The sequence below is a fragment of the Cedecea colo genome, from assembly GCF_011808225.1.
In the GTDB taxonomy this organism is placed as follows: Bacteria; Pseudomonadota; Gammaproteobacteria; order Enterobacterales; family Enterobacteriaceae; genus Dryocola; species Dryocola colo.
This window is the reverse complement of record NZ_SOYS01000002.1, coordinates 79,964-99,844: the sequence shown is the minus strand read 5'-3', so window position 1 is coordinate 99,844 and position 19,881 is coordinate 79,964. Positions and strand designations below refer to the sequence as shown.

Here is a 19,881-nt window from a genome sequence, read left to right as displayed (position 1 = left end):
GCATGTCTCTGGCCTATACTTGTTAATCGGGTATCGGCCGGAGGAGGCGTTATGTATCAGCGTATTGACGGTGAAAACTGGCGGCATATCTACATTGTGGGCGACCTGCACGGCTGCCTGGCGAAAATGGTCGCGCTGCTTAAGACTCACCACTTCGATCCCTGGCAGGATTTAGTCATCTCCGTGGGGGATGTGATTGATCGCGGGCCGGACAGCCCCGGTTGCCTGGCATTATTAGACAAGCGGTGGTTTAAAGCCGTTCGTGGTAACCACGAGGAAATGGCCATTGATGCACTCGAAATGGGTGACAGAATGCTGTGGGTGATGAACGGCGGCGACTGGTTTCGCGGGCTGCCGGAAGAACGCAGGCAACACGTGCACGACGCGCTGCTGCATTGCCGGGAACTGCCGCTGATTATTGAATTGCATAGCCACAACCAAACTTTCGTTATTGCCCACGCGGATTATCCCTCTTCGCATTACGCCTGGAACAAGCCGGTAGATGAACATCGTCTGGTCTGGAGCCGCGAAAGGCTGAATCAAAACATGTTGGGGAAGGGCGAGAATATCACCGGAGCCGACCAGTTTTACTTCGGGCATACGCCGCTAAAAGAAGCCGCTCACTACAATAATCAGAATTATATTGATACCGGCGCGGTGTTTGGTAACAAGCTCACTCTGGTTCAGGTGCAGTAATGGTTACAAATCGCTGTACTCCTGCGCTGGTCGCCAGAAGCCGTCAATAAAATCCTCTACCGGATAACAGCCGCCGTGTCGCATCCGCTGCTCATCCATAGCAACCAGACATTGCTGCTCGGTATTAAACACGTCAACCACGATATCGTCGCACCCACGGTCCAGGTAACAAACAAATAAAACCAACGCAAACATTAGCGCCTCAAAACCGTTCCGTTTGGCTTAATTGTAGGGGATATGGCAAAAAGAGGGGAAATCAAAGGCATAAATAACCCGTCTGCGGCGACGGGTTCATTCTGAATCAGGCAAGGCGCATGACCCATGCATCGGACTGTTGGTCGTAATGTTGACGATAAAGTACGGAATGCTCGCCATCCAGTATGGCGGGAATGCTGGTTTCGTCATCCCAGGCATCTAATTGCATGCACAGATCGGGATCAGATTTACAAGGGATGCTTAACGTTCGTTCGCCTTGCTGCTCACCGTGTAATTCGGCATCTTCAATTTCGAAGTTGCCTATTCGTACGTTAGTTTTCGTCATCTCGCTCTCCTCCGGTCCACTTAGCGTGGTATGACCAGTAAAGTCACCCAAATTTGAGCCTAGTCAATTGTGCAAAAAGTGCCAAATAAAAAGCGCTTATTTTTGTCGTGAATTAATGGCCGCCCGAGAACAGTTTGCCATCACGCACCAGTTCGCGCGGATAGCTGTTCTTCAGACGTGAACCGATTTTCTTTGCCAGGCCAAGGGGTTGCCCCTGAAAAGTCACCACGACATCGTCGCCGGCGGGCATTGATTGCGGGTAAACGTCACGTCCGCGATACCACTCTTGCGCTTCATGCTCCGTTAATGCAAAGGCCAGCGGGGTGGTGCCCGCAACGAGCGCGATAACGGCTTCGTGCTGCCAGCGGTAACCCTTATTATGCTGCTCTGCGAGGCGCAGGCCGATGCGCGAAAAGCGCACCTTGCCAATCAGCGGCACGATTTCTGTCGGAAATAACCAGATCTCTTTGTCGCGCTGCCACAGCTTGAGTTCATCGCCCCAGCTGATACCCACTTTTGCCGCCGACGTGATAACTTCCGCAGCAGGCCGTCCGTGCAACGGCGTAAAGGGGAATTTGCCCACTTTATAACCTGGCTGCGGCAATGGTTCGACAGAAGCAGTTTTACGCAGACGCGCCACGAAAAAACCTTCGCAATCGTAAATCTGCGGGAAGACGTGCAGGAAACCTTCTTTCGTAATGGCTTTGTCCGCCTGCGGGAAAAGATCGTGAAGCGATTCGATTTCAACCGCATCAGGCCATTCATCAAGCAACCACTGGCAGATTTGCTGATTCTCTTCGCGGTTTAACGTGCAGGTGGAATAAATCAGCGTGCCGCCGGGGCGCAGGGCATGAAATGCGCTGGCGATGAGTTCCCGCTGGGTGTCGGCAATGCTGGCGGTGCTTTCTGGCGTCCAGTTACGTAAGGCGTCGGGATCTTTACGCACCACGCCTTCGCCCGAGCAGGGAGCATCCAGCAGAATAGCGTCGAAGCACTCTGGCAGAGCGGCACCAAACACCCGGCCATCAAAATGGGTTAGCGCGACGTTACCGATCCCGCAGCGGCTGATATTGGCATGCAGAACCTTTACCCGGCTGGCGGAATATTCGTTGGCGAGAATGGCGCCCCGATTGCCCATGCGCGCGGCAATTTGCGTGGTTTTGGAGCCTGGGGCGGCGGCGACATCCATGATGCGCTGTGGCTCGCGGCCGTCGGCAAACAGTGCCGCAACGGGCAGCATTGAGCTGGCTTCCTGAATATAAAACAAGCCGCTCAGGTGTTCGGCTGTGCTGCCCAACGGCAGGCTTTCCTCGTCTTCCCGCTCAATCCAGAATCCTTCTTCACACCATGGAACCGGCGTGAGCTGCCAGTTGTATGGCGCAACGAGTGCAAGGAATTCGGTGACCGAAATCTTTAACGTATTAACGCGCAAACTGCGGCGCAGCGGGCGCTGGCAGTACTCGATAAAGCTCTCGAGCGATTGCCCTGCGGGCAGCGCATCACGCATCACGTCAAGGAAAGATTGCGGCAGATAAGCGGAGTGAGTTTGGGCCACTTGGGAGTTCCACAGAAAAATAAGGCGCGCAGTGTAGCATAAACGCCCGGGATGACGGACAGCAGAGACGCGCATAAATATTGAACGCAGCAATAATAAAAACAGCGGATCGGGTATTCTGGCTTAACCCAACGACTCGAAAAGCATGTTTTTCAGCCGGTTGCCAGAAATCTAAACGCCCCGGCTTGATACCGGGGCGCGTAGATTAACGTGGCAGGGCGGTGCCCCATTGACGCCACTCTTTTGGTTCACTTTCCAGCAGCAGGAAGTGTTTACCCGGTTCGGCTTTCGGCGCCAGCGGCGTGCCCGGAGGGGTCGCAAAGGCTATGCCGCCGCGAATGAACTGGCTAAAGGTACCTGTTTTCACCACGCCGCCGGTCAGCCCGAAATCGAGGCTGTAGCCTGAGGCCAGCCAGAAGACCGAGCTGTCGCGCACCAGATGCTGGAAGCGCTTGCTGATACGCAGGCCGACCATTACGCGGTCGGATAGATTGCCAAGCGTAAGTCCCGTCACGGTACCCACTTCCACGCCACGGAACAGCACCGGCGTACCAATACTCAGCGCGCCGGCTTCGGGCACTTCAAGCACGATGCTCAGGCCATCTGAATAACGCGAGTCGGTGATGGAGATTTCCTGCAGTTCAAAGTCGCGTCGCGGAGCGCCATGGCCAGGTTCGACGTTGATATACGGCTGGAAGATAGTATCCAGATGATCGACACCCGCTGCCGAAATTTGCGGCGTCACCACGGAGAAACGTGTGCCACCGCGAGCGAATGTGGTCACAAACTCCGGGTACAGCACCGCTTTGGCTTCCACTTCGCTGCGCGATTCGGTGAGATTCAGCGATTCAAGCTGGCCGATATTGATCCCCAGATAGCGAATAGGCATCCCGGCGGAGAGTTTACCGGCGTCAAAGGTATGCAGCGTGATCTGGCTGCCGACCGCGCGGGCGGCCGTTTCCGACGCGTACAGCACGCGTTTATCACCTTTGTTGAAGCCCGCGCCCGCGCCGCTAAGGTTATCGAAGCTGATGGCTCCTTTTAAAGCACGCGAAAGCGGGGAGGCCTGAACGGTTAAGCCGCTGCCGTTCAACTGTACTCGCGCGCCGCCTTCGGCCCAGAACACGCTGCTTGGGGTAAGCAGTTTGCGATATTCCGGTTTGATATGGACATCAATGTCAAAGCTATTGGCTTTTGGGCGGACGGTGATGATTTCACCGACCTGGAATTTACGGTACAGCACCACGGAGCCAGCCTGAATATCCGGCAGGCTTGCGGCCGTAAGCGTTAAGGTGGTGGTAGGGAGGTCGCTTAAGCTGTTTTCCACCGCTTTTTCCAGGTTGGCATACAGCGGATAGCTGGATTTCATCTTGCCTTTGCTGCCAGGAATAACGCGAACGCCGCCGCTGACCCATTCGCTGGCGCTGGCGCCGAGGAACTCGACGCCGTCCATACCCAGTTTGACGTCGATGCGGCTGTTCACCACGAATTTACTGTCGCCCTGTAACAGGTGACGGTACTGTGGTTCGATGGCGACGGCAAAGCTCACGCCTTTGGTGCTTAACGAACGCTCCAGAACCTGGCCTATCTGAATACCGTGCAGGATAACGGGCTGGCCCGCATCGATGCCATAGCTTTCCGGCGCGGTCAGGCTGAGCGTCAGAACGTCAGGCTGCTGCAGCGGCGTTTTGTCGCTCGGCAGTATCACATAATGATCCTGTGGGTCGCCTTCGCCCGGAACCAGCTCAAAGGTGCTGCCCGTCAGCAGGCTGCTGATGTTCGGATTGCTCAGGGAGATTTTCGGGCTGCGCAACTCGATACGGGTACCGCTGCGCATAAGGTTAACCACGCCGGGATCGACCGTCATTTCGCCGGTCACCGCGCCGCCGGGAACCAGATTAAGTTTTGTCAGCGTTCCCACCTCCAGCCCTTGATACATCAACGGCGTTGAGCCAGCCTTCAGGCCTTCACCACCCGGCAGATCGAGTTTTATCAGCACGCCTCGCTGGCTGTGGGCCAGGTCTTCGTAGAGGCCGAATTCGTCTTCGGCTTTCGCCTGTTGCGAACCTTCCGGCGAGTCAAAAGCTATTGCGCCGTTAACAAGCGCTGCGAGGCTCTCAAGCTGAATTTGCGCCCCGCTAAGGCTGATATCGGTTTTTACCCCGGAAACGTTCCAGAAGCGGCTGCCCTTTTTTACAAGGTTGGTGAAACGACGATCGATCAACACATCTATAATGACGTCCCGTTTGTTCGGGCCGATGGTGTAATCGTAAACGCGGCCAACGGGAATTTTACGGAAATAAACCAGCGAACCGCTGTTCAGCGAGCCTAAATCCGGGGCGCGAAGATGAATCATTAACTCGCCGTTGTTCAGACGATATTTGGGCTGCGTGTCGAGGGCAACAAAATGATCTTTGGGCTCGCCTTTGCCGGGCATCATGCCGATGTAGTTACCGCCGACTAATGCATCCAGACCGGACACTCCCGCCAGAGAAGCTTTAGGCGTCACAAGCCAGAACTGCGTTTCCTCGCGCAGCGCATCTTTCATGTCGCTTTTTATACTGACTTTGACCTCGATTTTATTGAGGTTATCGCCAAGGCTGACGTTCTGCACGGTGCCAACTTCGACACCCTGATAGCGTACGGGCGTGCGCCCGGCGACAATGCCGTCCGCAGAAATAAAGTCAATGGTGGCCGTGGTGCCTCGCTCTTCATAGGTTGTCCAGATAAGCCAGCTGGCGATCAGCAGGGCGATAATTGGCAGTAACCAGAAAGGAGAAATCCTGCGTTTTGTTTTAATTCGCGCCTCAGTCGGTGAAGCGGGCGTTTCCTGACTCATGTGCGTCCCAAAGCAGTCGGCTATCCAGCCATTCGACAGCAAGAATAGTTAAAATTACCGCCGCGCCAAAATAAAACGCGGCGGGTCCCATAGTAAATGCCAGCAGCTGGTCACGGTTGACCAGCGACATAGTGAGTGCGATCACGAACAGGTCAAGCATCGACCAGCGGCCAATCCAGGTAATAAATCGCAGCAGCAAAATGCGCGTGCGCAGTCCTCTTTCACATTTAAAGTGGATACTTAACAAAAGCGTAAGCATTACAATTACTTTAGTAAAAGGTACGAGAATACTGGCAATAAATACCACCGCGGCTACGGCGATATTGCTGCTGGCGAGCGAAATAATGCCGGAGAGGATAGTATCTTCCTGGCGTGCGCCGTTAACGTAAATCACGGAGATGGGCAGCAAATTTGCGGGAAACAGGAACACTAATGAAGCGATGAGCGCGGCCCAGGATTTTTGCAGGCTCTGACGGCGGCGATGGCGCAGCGGCACGTGGCAGCGCGGGCAGCGGCCACGGTTATCGGGCACGCCGGTAAAATGGCAGCCGAGGCACACGCGTAGCTGGGCGTTGAAAGCGCGAGCGGGCCGCTGGGGATAAAACTTTTCCCAGAGCTGTTCAACGTTCAGGTGAATCATGGTCAGCAGGCTCAAGATAACGAGGGCGACAAAGGCGACAAGGCCCGGACCGGGCTGCATAAAGGCATATTCTTTGACTTTGATGGATGCAACGCCAATGCCCACCAGATAAATATCCAGCATTACCCATTCTTTAAGCTTATCGAGCATCAGCAATACCGGCCTCAGGTTCATGCCGAGAATATTTCCGAAATAGAGATACGCGAGCGCCGCGACGAGGGTTGCGGGCGCCCCCACCGCGCAAAAAAGCACCATAGCTGCGGTAATCGCATCGCCCTGACGGGCCATCTGCCAGATGCCCTGAAAAACATTGGCATCAATTTTCGCTCCCAGCAGGTAAATACGCAGCAGAGGGTCGGAGAAGGCGACAGGCATCAGCACCAGCATGGCGACTGCCATTGCGGCCAGCCGGATTAAAGACCAGTCGCGCCCGTCATGCACTGTAGCGTCACAGCGAGGACAGCAGGCGCTTTGGAATGATTTAACCCCAGGTAAAGAGAAAAGTGTATCGCATTGGGGGCAACGCTGATAACGTGCCTGCGGCAAAACCTGACTAATGGCGTATATTTTCATTTTTCGTCGTCGGCCAGAAATACCCGTGCGGCATGTTGTATCTCGCTCTGATATGGTTTGTGGCGTCAAGCCTATAGTAATTCACAAAATGATACACCTTGTGGAACAGCGCATTTAGTGCTTATTTTAGTATGCTATGCAGTAGCGTCAGACAACAAAATGGTTATTCAATGAACAAAGAACAATTTTACGCGGATTTAAACCGCGATTTCAGCGCGTTAATGGCAGGTGAAACGAGTTTTCTGGCAACGCTCGCTAATACAAGCGCGTTGCTCTTTGAACGCCTTGATGGCGTAAACTGGGCGGGATTCTACCTGCTGGAAGGCAACACTCTGGTTCTGGGCCCTTTCCAGGGCAAGATTGCCTGCGTGCGTATTCCTGTGGGCAAGGGCGTCTGCGGCACGGCGGTTTCAACCGGCGAAGTCCAGCGCGTAGAAAATGTGCACGCTTTTGATGGTCATATCGCCTGCGATACCTCAAGTAATGCCGAAATCGTCTTCCCGCTGGTGGTGAATGACGAGGTTATCGGTGTGCTGGATATCGATAGCACCGAATACGGGCGCTTCGCGCCGGACGATCAACAAGGCTTATCCCAACTGGTTACGCAGCTTTCACAACTGCTAACCGCTACGGATTATAAAAAATTCTTCACTCGTTAGCATGATAAGCAACGGATAACGTGGCATTTGCCGATAGCGTCATTATAATGTCGCCTGTTCATGCCGCGGTTTGTTGGCGACTCCGTTGTAATCAGGAAATTTCATGGAAAATCAACCCAAGTTGAATAGCAGCAAAGAAGTTATTACCTTTTTGGCTGAGCGTTTCCCACAGTGCTTCAGCGCTGAAGGTGAAGCTCGCCCCCTGAAGATTGGAATCTTCCAGGATCTGGTCGCGCGCGTTGAAGGCGAAATGAGCCTCAGTAAAACCCAGCTTCGCTCCGCGTTACGTCTTTATACTTCAAGCTGGCGCTACCTGTACGGTATTAAAGTCGGCGCGGTTCGTGTCGATCTCGACGGCAACCCATGCGGCGAGCTGGACGAGCAACACGTTGAACACGCCCGCAAGCAGCTTGAAGAAGCAAAAGCTCGCGTTCAGGCTCAGCGCGCTGAACAGCTTGCGAAAAAACGCGAAGCGGCCATCGCAAACGGTGAGACTGTCGAAGACAAGCCTCGTCGCGAACGTAAACCACGCCCGGCACCGCGTCGCAAAGAAGGAGCCGAACGTAAACCTCGTGCTGATAAGCCGGTTGCTCAGGCGCCACGCGAAGAAAAACGCACGCCGGTAACGGATATCTCAGCGCTGCAGGTTGGACAGGCAATTAAAGTCAAAGCGGGTAACAACGCGATGGATGCCACCGTACTGGAAATTACCAAAGATGGCGTCCGTGTACAGCTGACTTCTGGTATGGCTATGATTGTACGCGCAGAACACTTGCAGTTCTGAAACGGAGGCCATACCCGGGCATGAACAAACTCTTTAAGCTTACGGCCGTCGCTAGCCTGTTGTTTCTCGCAGGCAGCGCGCTGGCCGTTGAGAACATCACGCGTGCTGACCAAATCCCGCAGTTAAAGGAAGAAGCACAGCATGCCACGGTGAGTGAGCGCGTAACGTCGCGCTTTACTCGCTCGCATTACCGCCAGTTTGACCTCGACCAAAACTTCTCCGCCAAAATCTTTTCCCGCTATCTGAACCTGCTCGACTTTAGCCACAACGTGCTGCTTGCCAGCGACGTTGAGCAGTTCGCGGCCAGGAAAAGTAAGATTGGCGATGAGCTTCGTTCGGGCAAGCTGGATGTGTTTTACGATTTGTACAACCTGGGTCAAAAGCGCCGTTTTGAACGTTACCAGTATGCGCTGAAGGTGCTTGAAAAACCTATGGATTTCACGGGTAACGACACCTTTAATCTTGACCGCAGTAAATCGCCATGGCCGACAAGCGTTGCGGAGTTAAACCAGCTCTGGGACAGCAAGGTTAAGTATGACGAACTCAGCCTGAAGCTGACCGGCAAAAATGAGCAGGAAATTCGCGAAGCGCTGACCAGACGTTATCAGTTCGCGATTCGTCGTCTGACGCAGTCCAACAGCGAAGACGTCTTCTCCCTGGCGATGACCGCCTTTGCGCATGAAATCGACCCGCATACTAACTATCTCTCTCCACGCAATACCGAACAGTTCAATACGGAAATGAGCCTGTCGCTTGAGGGTATTGGCGCCGTGCTGCAAATGGACGATGACTACACGGTTATCAATTCCATGGTAGCGGGCGGCCCGGCGGCGAAAAGCAAGGCGATTACCGTAGGCGATCGTATCGTTGGCGTCGGCCAGCCAGGCAAGACGATAGTGGATGTCATCGGCTGGCGCTTAGATGACGTCGTCGCCCTGATCAAAGGACCAAAGGGCAGTAAAGTTCGTCTGGAAATCCTGCCTGCTGGTAAGGGAAGCAAAACCCGCATCGTAACGTTAACGCGCGAACGTATTCGCCTTGAAGACCGCGCCGTGAAGCTGACAGTGAAAACCGTGGGCAAAGAAAAAGTAGGCGTGCTGGACATCCCGGGCTTCTACGTTGGCCTCACGGATGACGTCAAGGTCCAGCTGCAAAAGCTGGAAAAACAGAACGTGAAGAGCGTGATCATCGATCTGCGTTCTAACGGCGGCGGGGCGCTGACTGAAGCGGTGTCTCTATCCGGCCTGTTTATTCCTGGCGGCCCGGTGGTGCAGGTTCGCGACAACAACGGTAAAGTTCGTGAAGATAGCGATACCGACGGCGTGGTTTACTACAAAGGTCCGCTGGTGGTGATGGTTGACCGTTTCAGCGCCTCCGCCTCGGAAATCTTTGCTGCTGCAATGCAGGACTATGGCCGCGCGCTGATTGTTGGCGAGCCGACGTTCGGTAAAGGCACCGTGCAGCAGTATCGTTCGCTGAATCGTATTTACGATCAGATGCTGCGTCCGGAATGGCCTGCTCTGGGTTCCGTGCAGTACACCATTCAGAAGTTCTACCGCATTAATGGCGGCAGTACCCAACGTAAAGGTGTCACGCCGGATATCATGATGCCTACCGGCACACAAGAGACCGAAACCGGCGAGAAGTTCGAAGATAATGCCTTGCCGTGGGACAGCATCGAGGCTGCCACCTACGTTAAATCAGGCGATCTGGCGCCGTTTGAGTCGCAGTTGCTCAAGCTTCACCAGGACCGCATCGCGGTCGATCCTGAGTTCCAGTACATCATGAAGGACATTGCGCGCTTCAATGCCCTGAAAGAGAAACGCAACATCGTATCCCTGAATCTTGCCCAGCGTGAGAAAGAAAACCAGGAAGACGATGCCACGCGGCTGGCGCGCATTAACGACCGCTTCAAGCGTGAAGGTAAAGCGCCGCTGAAAAAACTGGACGATTTAGCGAAGGATTATCAGGAGCCGGATCCGTATCTTGATGAAACGGTTCACATTGCCCTGGACCTTGCGAAAATGGAAAAGGACGAGCCGGCAGCGCAACCCGCCGCCGCTAAGTAACCTCAAACGGGCACAAGCAATTGTGCCCGTTTAATATTTGCTGCCAAAGGAGGAAAAAGCGTGGTTTTTCCTCCTTTGCGGTTATCTGCCGAAAATCAACGAATTGATTTTCCCGTTAATTTGTTGGACGACATCTTTCAGAACTTCGCAAGCATGAAGTTTGTTATCAGTCTGCAACGGGCATAAGCAATTGTGCCCGTTTTTTTGCCTCTCTTAAGCCACGTAAGCGGCGCCTTTGCACAATGTAAAGTTATGTATTATTAACCACTTGTAATGAAATGTTGCTTGAAAATGGCAGGCTTGCCCCTACGATGTGGGGTAACGCACAGTGCGTATTGTTAACCGAGGTAAATAGAAAATTATGATGCGTATCGGGCTTTTCCTGCTGACCAACCTTGCGGTTATGGTCGTTTTCGGGCTGGTGCTAAGCCTGACGGGGATCCAGTCAAGCAGCGTTTCTGGTCTGATGATCATGGCGGTATTGTTTGGTTTTGGCGGTTCAATTGTTTCTTTGCTGATGTCGAAATGGATGGCATTGCGTTCCGTGGGCGGCGAAGTGATTGAGCAACCGCGCAATGAAACGGAACGCTGGCTGATGGAAACCGTTCACCGTCAGTCGCAACAGGCGGGCATCGCCATGCCGCAGGTAGCTGTCTACCATGCGCCGGACATTAACGCGTTCGCGACCGGCGCTCGCCGCGATGCTTCACTGGTTGCCGTCAGTACCGGTCTTTTACAGAACATGAGCCGCGATGAAGCCGAGGCGGTGATCGCTCACGAAATCAGCCACATCGCTAACGGCGACATGGTCACCATGACGCTGATTCAGGGCGTGGTGAACACCTTCGTAATCTTTATTTCTCGTATTATCGCTCAGGTGGCTTCCGGCTTCCTGTCCGGCAACCGTGACGAAGGCGAAGGCAGCAACGGTAACCCGCTGGTGTACTTTGCCGTTGCGACGGTGCTGGAGCTGGTATTTGGTATTCTCGCCAGCATTATCACGATGTGGTTCTCGCGTCATCGCGAATTTCACGCCGATGCGGGGTCCGCAAAACTGGTTGGCCGTGAAAAAATGATAGCGGCGCTTCAGCGTCTGAAAACCAGCTACGAACCGCAGGAAGCCAGCAGCATGATGGCGTTTTGTATTAACGGTAAGGCGAAATCCATGAGCGAACTGTTTATGACGCACCCGCCGCTGGACAAACGTATCGAAGCGCTGCGTAACGGTGACTACCTGAAGTAAGCGGTAAAATGAGAAAAGCGTGCCCTGAGCGGCACGCTTTTTTTATGCCTGAACCCGTGGCTGTGACATTCGTAAGCTGCTGACAATCGCCGCAAGCGTGGCAAAACTACCCGCCAACAGAAGGGAGGCGTGAGTACCATGCGCGTGGAACAGGTTGAACATCAATGCCACCAACGCGGCTCCCGAGCTTTGCCCCAGCAGACGCGCAGTGCCTAACATCCCGCTGGCTCCGCCACTGCGGTGGCGCGGCGCGGCGGAGATAATCGTATGGTTGTTAGGCGACTGGAACAGCCCGAAGCCCGCACCGCACAGGATCATACGCCAGACAATATCCACATTGCCTGGGTTATGCGGCAGTAAAGCCAGGGCGAACAGCCCTGTCGCCATCACCGCCAGGCCAATCCCACCTAATAAACCTGCGTGAACACGCTCGATTAAATATCCGGCAAGCGGGGCCATCACCATTGTGGCAAGCGGCCATGGGGTCAGCAGCAGGCCGGTGCCTACCTCGCTGCGGCCAAGCACGGTTTGCAGGAAAAAAGGAAGAGAGACAAACGCCAGCATCTGCGCCGTAAATGAACAGACGGATGTGACCATCGAGAGGGAAAAAACGGGAATACGCAGCAAATCGACCGGCAATATCGGAAACGGCAGGGCCAGCTGGCGACGAATAAAGAAGTAGCCAACGATAACCAGCGCGACCAGCTCACCGGTAATCAACGCGCCTGATTGTCCCTGCGAGAAACCGCTAATGGCGGAAATAAGCAGGCCAAAAGTCAGGGCGTTCATAATGGCGCTCGGGATATCAAAACGCTGTCCCTGGGCTTTTTGCTGATTCGGCGGTAAATAACGCAAGGCAAAAAGAAGCGCAATAATGCTGATGGGTACGTTGATTAAAAACAGCCACTGCCAGGACGCTACGGCGAGTATGGCGGCTGCGACGCTTGGTCCGGCAGCCGAAGAGACGGCGACAATAAATGAGTTAATGCCCATGCCGCGCCCAAGAAAACGTTGCGGATAAATAAGCCGGATCAGGGCGGTATTTACGCTCATTAATGCGGCACCGCCAAAGCCCTGGAGCACGCGAGCCACGGTTAACATGGGAAGCGAAGTGGAAAGGGCGCAGAATAATGACGTCAGGCAAAAAAGCACCAGGCCGCACTGATAAACCCGACGATAACCGAAAAGATCGCCTAAAAACGACATAGATAACAGCGATACAATTATGGCGATTTGATAGCTGTTCACTACCCAAATAGATTCTGCCGGGCTGGCGCTGAGGTCGTGGGCAATAGTCGGGAGCGCAACGTTAACAATTGTACCGTCAAGCACCGCAACGGTAATACCCAGGGCAATGGTAAATATGGCGCCATAACGCCTGGGCGTTGGCAGTCCATCGGAGAGGATTGTATCCATATCAATAATGTGGTTTTGTGGGTATTATTTTACGAACAATTATTCTAGCATCGATATTTCTGCAGTATGCCGCAGATTTGTAACGAAATAGCAGACATAGATTGCGGTAGACCGTGCGTCAAATTATACTAAAAACCGGTTCTGATTTTTATAAAACACATGCGATCGAGGTGATCAATGGCAATCGCAGATCTGGATAAACAACCTGATTCTGTCTCTTCTGTCCTGAAAGTTTTTGGCATCTTACAGGCTCTTGGCGAAGAACGTGAAATTGGTATCACTGAACTTTCGCAACGCGTCATGATGTCAAAAAGCACCGTCTATCGCTTTTTGCAAACCATGAAATCGCTGGGCTATGTCGCTCAGGAAGGCGAGTCTGAGAAATATTCCCTGACGCTAAAGCTGTTTGAACTGGGCGCTCGCGCGCTACAAAATGTCGATTTGATTCGCAGCGCAGACATTCAAATGCGCGAGCTATCGCGGCTGACTAAAGAAACAATTCACCTGGGCGCGCTGGATGAAGACAGTATTGTCTACATCCATAAAATCGATTCCATGTATAACCTGCGAATGTACTCCCGCGTGGGGCGGCGTAATCCGTTATACAGCACCGCCATTGGTAAAGTGCTGCTGGCGTGGCGCGATCGGGAAGAAGTGAAAGAAATTCTCGCGGGCGTGGAATATACGCGCAGTACGGACCGCACGATTATGAGCACCGAAGAGCTGCTTCCGCAATTGGATCAGGTTCGCGAGCAGGGCTACGGGGAAGATAATCAGGAACAGGAAGAAGGGCTGCGTTGCATTGGCGTACCCGTATTTGACCGTTTTGGCGTAGTCATTGCCGGGTTGAGTATTTCTTTTCCAACGTTGCGTTTCTCAGAAGAACGTTTGCACGAATACGTAGCGATGCTTCACGATGCTGCGCGAATTATCTCCAGACAAATGGGTTATCACGATTATCCATTCTGACAGATGCTTAAAAAGCGCCGCTAAATGTGGCGTTTTAGATTGCTGACAAAGAAGGAAAAAGCGTGGTTTTTTCTTCTTTGTGGTTATCAGCCGAAAATCACTGCGTTGATTTTGCTTATTTTTTATTCGATGGTAGACGTTCAACCTGTGCTGGTTGAGAGTATATCATCAGTCTGAAACGCCGCCCAATGCGGCGTTTTTATTAGCGGCCGTCGTCAATAACGGTGACGCTTTTACGCAAAACCGGGCAGCTGGTGAGCCCAATAATCCCGCTATCGGTGTGAACGAACTGGGCCGTAACCACATCGCGCGCGGTTAAGTATTTACATTGTAAGCCCAGACCTGCGGCATTTTCGTTACTGCCAATCAAAACGCCATAGCCCGATAAGAGCAAACCGATCCACAAAAGTGCAATAACAATAACGGCACGGATCACCATACGCATAGAAACCTCATTTTTTGCTGTGTATCCTGCCTCTCAGCGTAGCGGTTTGTTTTGCATTTAACTATCAGGATTCCTGATAGTTAAATGCAACGGCGGTTAAGTCAGGTTTAATTTAACGGTGTTACGCTGGCAGAAGATTAGCGTTGAAGTGGAGAAATGCGTGAAAAAGTACCGATGGGGTATCCTGGCGGCGATTGTCGTCGTCTGCCTGCTTCTTTGGACCCAAATGGTCAATGTATTGTGCGATCAGGATGTACAATTTTTCAGCGGCATTTGCACCATCAATAAATTTATCCCCTGGTAGGATATTTTTAATCGTTGTGGTGATTTCCCTGCGCTCGGGCAGGTGTAGAATACGCGTTTTGTTGAGGTGGTAAGATGAACGAACTGAACGTTGGCATTGTTAATATTGCGTCTCTGGCAGTCTCCCTGGTTGTGCTGTTAGTTGGTCTGGTACTGTGGTTTTTTGTTAATCGCGCCAGCAGCCGTGCAAATGAGCAAATCGCTCTGCTTGAAGAACTGCTCGATCAGCAAAAGCGCCAGAACGCTCTGCTGCGTCGTTTGTGTGAAGCAAACGAGCCGGAAGTTGAGAAAAAAGCGACGGCGGCGGCAGAGGAAGATGAGGACGATTTTGTCCGTCTGGTCGCAGAGCGTTAACGCTCTGCCGGGTGGTCCACTGTTTTTCTTTCAGGAGCCGGTATGCCGTGGAAAAATCCCTGGTTCGATCCCGAGCAGCCACACCATCTTCCCGATGGCTTTCGTAATCTGCATGCTCTGAAACGTCAGCCGGGCGATGTTAAGCGCTGGCGTGAAGAAAGAAAGGCGCAGGGGCTTCCGCATCCTCCGTCCGGCGGATATCCGGCTTTTATTGAGCGCTGGTGGCAAAAAGCCCAGGTGAGCGGTGATGACGATCGTGTCTGGTGGTTGGGGCATGCGAGTTTGCTGCTACGTCTGCAAGGGCAATATCTGCTCACCGACCCGGTTTTCTCCCGGCGCGCTTCTCCGTTCTCCTTTGCCGGTCCCCTGCGTAAAACGCCGGTTTCGCTGCATATCAACGAGCTTCCCCAGCTTGATGCGGTGCTTATTTCCCATAATCATTACGATCATCTCGATAACGCTACGGTGCGTCAGATTGCCAGGCGCTTCCCCGATGCACGCTTCTTTGTGCCGCTGGGGCTAAAGCGCTGGTTTACAAGACGCGGCATTCGTCATGTGACCGAGCTTGACTGGTGGCAGGCGTTAACCTGGAAGGGAATGGCCATTACCGCCGTTCCGGCGCAGCACTGGAGCATGAGATCGCTATGGGATCGCAATCGCAGCCTGTGGTGTGGATGGGTTATTGAAACAGCGCGGCTACGCTTCTGGTTTAGCGGCGATACCGGGTTTACCAGCGATCTGGCGGACATTGCGCTGCGTTTAGGGCCGCTGGACGCCGCCGCTATCCCGATTGGCGCCTACGCACCGCGCTGGTTTATGGGCGCTCATCATATGGATCCCCAACAGGCCGTTACCTTATGGCAGCAGATTGGCCGCCCCATGACGATACCCATCCACTGGGGCGTATTTGAGCTTGCGGACGAGTCGTTGGATCAGCCGCCGCAGGAGCTGCTTGCGGCGCTCTCGGCCGCTGGCGAGAGGGCAGAAGGTTTCATGCCGTTCATCATTGGACAAAGCGCGAGCTTATTTAAAAATAAGTAATAGTTATTATTGCAGAATTATATTTTTTATTTTTACCGCACCATCAGTCTCTCGTTTGGTGGGATATATTATAGCGAAACGTTTTTATTGCTTCCTGGCGAAACGCAGCGTCATTAAGATTTCATTATTCTTGCATAATATTAGCGGTTAGCTGTGCAAGCTTTATTCTATTTGGGTTGGAATTGAAAGTTTTTTAACCTGATGTCAAATAGACCCGGTTTGTATTGCTCATTTTTTGCATAGTTATGCGGTAATATGCATAAATATAGCGAGGGGGCTGACGCCTTTTTAAGACTTCGCCTGGACGAAGTGAAGCCTTTGAGCTATGGTAAAAAAGTTGTCAGAATCTTGCTGTTGCAGGCACAGCGGCAAGCGTGAGCTTGCGAAGTGTTTTATTCATAAAGTGTACGTTTGTTTTTCACCGGCAAATGTACAGTTTCTGGAATCTGTGCGGCAGATCGATACGTGCTTAAAAATGGCTTGCCATTGTTTACGTTGTATGTGATAACACTTTGGGTTAAACGAGGTACAGTTCTGTTTATGTGTGGCATTTTCAGTATAGAAGTCCTGAGTAAACACGTTGTCGTTGAATACCGCTTCTCTGCCGAGCCTTATATTAGTGCCTCAAGCAGTAACGTCTCTGTTTTATCTAAGTAATGCCTGCGGGCGAAGAAAACTATCTAAGGAATTTGCAAAATGGCAAAGATTAAAGGTCAAGTTAAGTGGTTCAACGAGTCTAAAGGTTTTGGTTTCATTACTCCTGCTGACGGCAGCAAAGATGTGTTCGTACACTTCTCTGCAATCCAGGGTAACGGCTTCAAAACTCTGGCTGAAGGCCAGAACGTTGAGTTCGAAATCCAGGACGGCCAGAAAGGCCCTGCTGCAGTTAACGTGACTGCCATCTAATTCAGTTGAATTAGGCTCAGGCGCCAAAACGCCTAATTGAATTAAAAGCCTCGCTCTTGTAGCGGGGCTTTTTAATGGTTGAAACAAAAGCAATACCTTTCAAAGTATTACCAGAATCCTCCCCGCGTTGCCTCTTGTTGCACTCCTGCGAATGATTTAGCACTGTTTCCGCACGAACCGCCGCGAAAGTCTGTTTAAATTTTTATTCGCTTACGTTTTGATAAGGATTGATGGTGAGGAAAATTACCCCCGCGCTCGTGGGCAGTTTCATCCAGTGGCGTTTTGGTCTGCTTTGTCTGGCAATCCTGCTAAGCCTGGTTTTTTTGCTTGGCAGGGTGGCCTGGCTACAGATTATCTCTCCCGATAATCTTGTCAGACAGGAAGACATGCGATCCCTGCGCGAAAAAACCATTATGGTGCCGCGCGGCATGATACAGGACCGCGACGGTCGTCCGCTGGCGGTGAGCGTCCCGGTCGAGGCGGTGTGGGCCGATCCAAAAATAATTATGGAAAAAGGAGGCGTCCAGTTCGACCGTCGCTGGCAGGCGCTCGCTAATGCATTACACATGCCGTTGAGTACAATCGCAGCGCGTATTCATCATAACGAGCACAGCCGCTTTATCTACCTTGCTCGCCAGCTTGATCCTCAGCAAGCGGCCTGGATCGACAAATTAAACGTTGCCGGTATCTCGTTGCGCGAAGAATCTCGCCGGTTTTATCCAGCCGGACACGTTGCGTCGAATTTGCTGGGATTTACCAATATCGACGATCGGGGTATTGAGGGCATTGAAAAGAGCTTCGACCGCCAGCTAACCGGCGCTTCAGGCGAGCGTCTGGTGCGTAAAGATCGCTATGGCCACGTGATTGAGAATATTACAGAGACGCCGCCGAAACCGGCACACAACATTATTTTGAGTATCGATGAGCGTCTGCAGACGATGACGGAAGATGCGCTGGGCAATGCGGTATCCTGGAATAAAGCGCGCTCAGGCGCGGCGGTGATTATTGATGTGAATAGCGGTGAAGTGCTGGCGATGGCCAGTTACCCGACCTTTAATCCAAATAATCGCGACGGGGCAACCTTAGACGATTTCCGTAACCGCGCCATCAGCGACACCTTCGAACCCGGCTCTACGGTTAAGCCTATGGTCATTATGACTGCCCTGAAGCAGGGGATCGTTCAGCCGGATAGCGTGGTGGATACGCACCCCTATACGCTTGATGGCCACCGGATCCGCGATGTGGGGTTCTATCCACAATTAACGCTCACCGGCATCTTACAAAAATCCAGCGATACCGGGGTTTCCCGGCTTTCGCTTGCCATGCCGATTCAGGCTCTGCTGGATACCTATAAAAGCTTTGGTTTTGGCACGCCCACAGGCCTGGGCTTAACGGGGGAGAGCAGCGGTTCACTACCGCACCGGCGGCGCTGGGGAGAGTTGGATCGTGCAACGTTCTCATTCGGTTATGGATTGATGGTGACCCCGCTGCAACTGGCGCACGTTTACGCAACCATCGGGAGCTATGGCATTTCCAGGCCATTATCCATTACGCGAGTCGATCCGCCGGTGGTTGGGCAACGCGTGATATCCGCGCAGATCGCCCATCAGGTTGAACATATGATGGAAAGCGTGGCGCTGCCGGGCGGTGGCGGCACAAAAGCTGCCGTGCGCGGCTATCGCGTAGCGGTGAAAACCGGGACGGCGAAGAAAATTGGTGATGACGGCAAATATATCGATAAATATATTGCCTACACCGCAGGCGTCGCACCCGCCAGCAATCCTCGCTTTGCGTTAGCCGTGGTGATTAACGATCCTTCTAACGGGGCCTATTACGGTGGGGCGGTGTCGGCGCCGGTGTTCAGCCAAATCATGGGCGACGTGTTACGCCTGGAAAACGTCGAACCGGATGGTTTACCGCCGGGAGATAAGCGTCTGGTATTGATGAATAAGGCACAGGAGACGGCCCCGGCGCTGTAGCCGCTTTTCGTGGCGGAGCGTAAGCGTTACACTTGCGTTCTCTATAGTTGCCCGGAGTCACCATGTCCTATCTCTGCCCGCTTTGCCATTCCTCCCTTGCCGCTGAGGAAAAAAGTTTTGTTTGTCCGCAGGGACACCGGTTCGACAAGGCGAAAGAAGGCTACGTGAATCTGCTGCCGGTACAGCATAAGCACTCCAAAGATCCGGGCGACAGCGCTGAGATGATGCAGGCCCGCCGGGCATTCCTTGATGCGGGGCATTACCAGCCGCTGCGCGATGCTATTTGTCAGATTCTGACGCGTTTCGCGCCGGAAAAGCTGCTGGATATCGGTTGTGGAGAAGGGTATTACACCGCTGGATTTGCCGGGGCGTTAACAGGGCTTACGGAAAATATCTGGGGACTGGATGTTTCAAAAGTGGCGATTCGCTATGCGGCTAAGCGCTATCCTCAGGTGCATTTTTGCGTCGCTTCCAGCCATCGTTTGCCGTTTGATGACGGTAGCCTGGATGCCGTAGTACGAATCTTTGCTCCGTGCAAGGCCGAAGAGCTGGCGCGTGTAGTCAAACCTGGCGGCGTGGTCATTACCGGCACGCCCGGCCCGCGCCATCTGATGCAGCTAAAAGGTTTACTCTATCAGGACGTTTTATTGCATTCGGAAGAGGTTGAATCGCTGCCCGGCTTTACGCAGGAGCAGACCCTACAGATTGGCTGGCCGATGACGCTTAAGGGAGAAGAAGCCGTGGCGCTATTACAAATGACGCCGTTTGCCTGGCGTGCGCGCCCGGAAATATGGGAGGCGCTGAAAGCAGAAACGGCGTTTGCCTGTGAAACCGACTTTGTGGTGCGGGTCTGGCGACGCGAGGGATAG

20 protein-coding genes are annotated in these 19,881 nt (G+C 53.1%); 13 read left to right on the top strand and 7 right to left on the bottom strand.

The window, feature by feature from the left end; translation table 11 throughout:
- Nucleotides 1–51: 51 nt before the first annotated feature.
- The gene (locus E2L00_RS04825; protein WP_167607810.1) at nucleotides 52–696 is read left to right on the top strand and encodes a metallophosphoesterase; all 645 of its coding nucleotides are present in this window, start codon (nucleotides 52–54) and stop codon (nucleotides 694–696) included.
- Nucleotides 697–699: 3 nt separating this feature from the next.
- Here the strand turns inward: E2L00_RS04825 and E2L00_RS04820 are convergent, their stop codons facing one another.
- The 5 genes from E2L00_RS04820 to yebS all read right to left on the bottom strand — a co-directional run bounded on the left by E2L00_RS04820 (nucleotide 700) and on the right by yebS (nucleotide 6,844).
- Nucleotides 700–891, bottom strand: a complete 192-nt coding sequence (locus E2L00_RS04820; RefSeq protein ID WP_167607807.1) for a YdfD/YebW family protein — start codon at nucleotides 889–891, stop codon at nucleotides 700–702.
- 106 nt (nucleotides 892–997) lie between these two features.
- Nucleotides 998–1,237 carry a YebV family protein gene (locus E2L00_RS04815; protein ID WP_167607804.1) on the bottom strand — a complete coding sequence of 80 codons (240 nt, stop codon included), beginning with the start codon at nucleotides 1,235–1,237 and terminating at the stop codon, nucleotides 998–1,000.
- A 112-nt stretch (nucleotides 1,238–1,349) separates the two neighbouring features.
- Nucleotides 1,350–2,792: a 16S rRNA (cytosine(1407)-C(5))-methyltransferase RsmF gene (rsmF, locus tag E2L00_RS04810; protein WP_338031896.1), complete on the bottom strand. Its 1,443-nt coding sequence runs from the start codon at nucleotides 2,790–2,792 to the stop codon at nucleotides 1,350–1,352.
- A gap of 205 nt (nucleotides 2,793–2,997) precedes the next feature.
- Nucleotides 2,998–5,631, bottom strand: coding sequence for a PqiB family protein (locus E2L00_RS04805; protein ID WP_167607799.1), 2,634 nt, complete (start codon nucleotides 5,629–5,631; stop codon nucleotides 2,998–3,000).
- The gene (gene yebS / locus E2L00_RS04800; protein WP_167607796.1) at nucleotides 5,600–6,844 is read right to left on the bottom strand and encodes a membrane integrity lipid transport subunit YebS; all 1,245 of its coding nucleotides are present in this window, start codon (nucleotides 6,842–6,844) and stop codon (nucleotides 5,600–5,602) included. The genes E2L00_RS04805 and yebS overlap by 32 nt, the downstream gene beginning before the upstream one ends.
- 170 nt (nucleotides 6,845–7,014) lie before the next feature.
- On the opposite strand from yebS, the gene E2L00_RS04795 reads away from it, so the two are divergent.
- From E2L00_RS04795 to htpX, 4 genes are all read left to right on the top strand, one after another.
- The gene (locus E2L00_RS04795; protein ID WP_167607793.1) at nucleotides 7,015–7,503 is read left to right on the top strand and encodes a GAF domain-containing protein; all 489 of its coding nucleotides are present in this window, start codon (nucleotides 7,015–7,017) and stop codon (nucleotides 7,501–7,503) included.
- 103 nt (nucleotides 7,504–7,606) lie between these two features.
- The gene (gene proQ, locus E2L00_RS04790) at nucleotides 7,607–8,287 is read left to right on the top strand and encodes an RNA chaperone ProQ (RefSeq protein ID WP_167607791.1); all 681 of its coding nucleotides are present in this window, start codon (nucleotides 7,607–7,609) and stop codon (nucleotides 8,285–8,287) included.
- A gap of 20 nt (nucleotides 8,288–8,307) precedes the next feature.
- Complete coding sequence (prc, locus tag E2L00_RS04785) at nucleotides 8,308–10,356, top strand: carboxy terminal-processing peptidase (protein WP_167607789.1); 2,049 nt, start codon at nucleotides 8,308–8,310, stop codon at nucleotides 10,354–10,356.
- A 361-nt stretch (nucleotides 10,357–10,717) separates the two neighbouring features.
- The gene (htpX, locus tag E2L00_RS04780; protein WP_167607787.1) at nucleotides 10,718–11,599 is read left to right on the top strand and encodes a protease HtpX; all 882 of its coding nucleotides are present in this window, start codon (nucleotides 10,718–10,720) and stop codon (nucleotides 11,597–11,599) included.
- A 42-nt stretch (nucleotides 11,600–11,641) separates the two neighbouring features.
- Here the strand turns inward: htpX and E2L00_RS04775 are convergent, their stop codons facing one another.
- The gene (locus tag E2L00_RS04775) at nucleotides 11,642–13,015 is read right to left on the bottom strand and encodes an MFS transporter (protein ID WP_167607785.1); all 1,374 of its coding nucleotides are present in this window, start codon (nucleotides 13,013–13,015) and stop codon (nucleotides 11,642–11,644) included.
- A 177-nt stretch (nucleotides 13,016–13,192) separates the two neighbouring features.
- Between E2L00_RS04775 and kdgR the strand changes: the two genes are divergently transcribed.
- Entirely contained in the window at nucleotides 13,193–13,984 is a 792-nt protein-coding gene (gene kdgR / locus E2L00_RS04770) for a DNA-binding transcriptional regulator KdgR (protein ID WP_167607783.1), read from the top strand.
- Nucleotides 13,985–14,186: 202 nt separating this feature from the next.
- Here the strand turns inward: kdgR and E2L00_RS04765 are convergent, their stop codons facing one another.
- Entirely contained in the window at nucleotides 14,187–14,429 is a 243-nt protein-coding gene (locus tag E2L00_RS04765; RefSeq protein WP_167607781.1) for a YobH family protein, read from the bottom strand.
- Between the two features lie 160 nt (nucleotides 14,430–14,589).
- Between E2L00_RS04765 and mgrB the strand changes: the two genes are divergently transcribed.
- The 7 genes from mgrB to rlmA all read left to right on the top strand — a co-directional run bounded on the left by mgrB (nucleotide 14,590) and on the right by rlmA (nucleotide 19,881).
- Complete coding sequence (mgrB, locus tag E2L00_RS04760; RefSeq protein ID WP_167607779.1) at nucleotides 14,590–14,733, top strand: PhoP/PhoQ regulatory lipoprotein MgrB; 144 nt, start codon at nucleotides 14,590–14,592, stop codon at nucleotides 14,731–14,733.
- Between the two features lie 74 nt (nucleotides 14,734–14,807).
- Nucleotides 14,808–15,086 (top strand): YebO family protein, encoded by a 279-nt coding sequence (locus E2L00_RS04755; protein WP_167607776.1) that lies wholly within the window; start codon nucleotides 14,808–14,810, stop codon nucleotides 15,084–15,086.
- Between the two features lie 42 nt (nucleotides 15,087–15,128).
- A complete protein-coding gene (locus E2L00_RS04750) occupies nucleotides 15,129–16,127 on the top strand; it encodes an MBL fold metallo-hydrolase (protein ID WP_167607775.1) in 999 nt (332 codons plus the stop codon).
- A gap of 540 nt (nucleotides 16,128–16,667) precedes the next feature.
- A complete protein-coding gene (locus tag E2L00_RS04745) occupies nucleotides 16,668–16,784 on the top strand; it encodes a DUF2627 domain-containing protein (RefSeq protein WP_167609586.1) in 117 nt (38 codons plus the stop codon).
- A gap of 39 nt (nucleotides 16,785–16,823) precedes the next feature.
- The gene (cspE, locus tag E2L00_RS04740) at nucleotides 16,824–17,033 is read left to right on the top strand and encodes a transcription antiterminator/RNA stability regulator CspE (protein WP_001062678.1); all 210 of its coding nucleotides are present in this window, start codon (nucleotides 16,824–16,826) and stop codon (nucleotides 17,031–17,033) included.
- A gap of 230 nt (nucleotides 17,034–17,263) precedes the next feature.
- Nucleotides 17,264–19,012, top strand: coding sequence for a peptidoglycan glycosyltransferase FtsI (gene ftsI, locus E2L00_RS04735; RefSeq protein ID WP_167607774.1), 1,749 nt, complete (start codon nucleotides 17,264–17,266; stop codon nucleotides 19,010–19,012).
- Nucleotides 19,013–19,074: 62 nt separating this feature from the next.
- On the top strand, nucleotides 19,075–19,881 hold the full coding sequence (gene rlmA / locus E2L00_RS04730; RefSeq protein WP_167607772.1) for a 23S rRNA (guanine(745)-N(1))-methyltransferase: 807 nt from the start codon (nucleotides 19,075–19,077) through the stop codon (nucleotides 19,879–19,881).

Excerpts from the sequence above, each read along its gene's own strand:
- E2L00_RS04825 (WP_167607810.1), top strand. The coding sequence starts at position 52 with ATGTATCAGCGTATTGACGGTGAAAACTGGCGGCATATCTACATTGTG.
- E2L00_RS04820 (WP_167607807.1), bottom strand. The coding sequence starts at position 891 with ATGTTTGCGTTGGTTTTATTTGTTTGTTACCTGGACCGTGGGTGCGAC.
- E2L00_RS04815 (WP_167607804.1), bottom strand. The coding sequence starts at position 1,237 with ATGACGAAAACTAACGTACGAATAGGCAACTTCGAAATTGAAGATGCC.
- E2L00_RS04805 (WP_167607799.1), bottom strand. The coding sequence starts at position 5,631 with ATGAGTCAGGAAACGCCCGCTTCACCGACTGAGGCGCGAATTAAAACA.
- yebS (WP_167607796.1), bottom strand. The coding sequence starts at position 6,844 with ATGAAAATATACGCCATTAGTCAGGTTTTGCCGCAGGCACGTTATCAG.
- E2L00_RS04795 (WP_167607793.1), top strand. The coding sequence starts at position 7,015 with ATGAACAAAGAACAATTTTACGCGGATTTAAACCGCGATTTCAGCGCG.
- proQ (WP_167607791.1), top strand. The coding sequence starts at position 7,607 with ATGGAAAATCAACCCAAGTTGAATAGCAGCAAAGAAGTTATTACCTTT.
- prc (WP_167607789.1), top strand. The coding sequence starts at position 8,308 with ATGAACAAACTCTTTAAGCTTACGGCCGTCGCTAGCCTGTTGTTTCTC.
- htpX (WP_167607787.1), top strand. The coding sequence starts at position 10,718 with ATGATGCGTATCGGGCTTTTCCTGCTGACCAACCTTGCGGTTATGGTC.
- E2L00_RS04775 (WP_167607785.1), bottom strand. The coding sequence starts at position 13,015 with ATGGATACAATCCTCTCCGATGGACTGCCAACGCCCAGGCGTTATGGC.
- kdgR (WP_167607783.1), top strand. The coding sequence starts at position 13,193 with ATGGCAATCGCAGATCTGGATAAACAACCTGATTCTGTCTCTTCTGTC.
- E2L00_RS04765 (WP_167607781.1), bottom strand. The coding sequence starts at position 14,429 with ATGCGTATGGTGATCCGTGCCGTTATTGTTATTGCACTTTTGTGGATC.
- E2L00_RS04755 (WP_167607776.1), top strand. The coding sequence starts at position 14,808 with ATGAACGAACTGAACGTTGGCATTGTTAATATTGCGTCTCTGGCAGTC.
- E2L00_RS04750 (WP_167607775.1), top strand. The coding sequence starts at position 15,129 with ATGCCGTGGAAAAATCCCTGGTTCGATCCCGAGCAGCCACACCATCTT.
- E2L00_RS04745 (WP_167609586.1), top strand. The coding sequence starts at position 16,668 with ATGTGTGGCATTTTCAGTATAGAAGTCCTGAGTAAACACGTTGTCGTT.
- cspE (WP_001062678.1), top strand. The coding sequence starts at position 16,824 with ATGGCAAAGATTAAAGGTCAAGTTAAGTGGTTCAACGAGTCTAAAGGT.
- ftsI (WP_167607774.1), top strand. The coding sequence starts at position 17,264 with ATGGTGAGGAAAATTACCCCCGCGCTCGTGGGCAGTTTCATCCAGTGG.
- rlmA (WP_167607772.1), top strand. The coding sequence starts at position 19,075 with ATGTCCTATCTCTGCCCGCTTTGCCATTCCTCCCTTGCCGCTGAGGAA.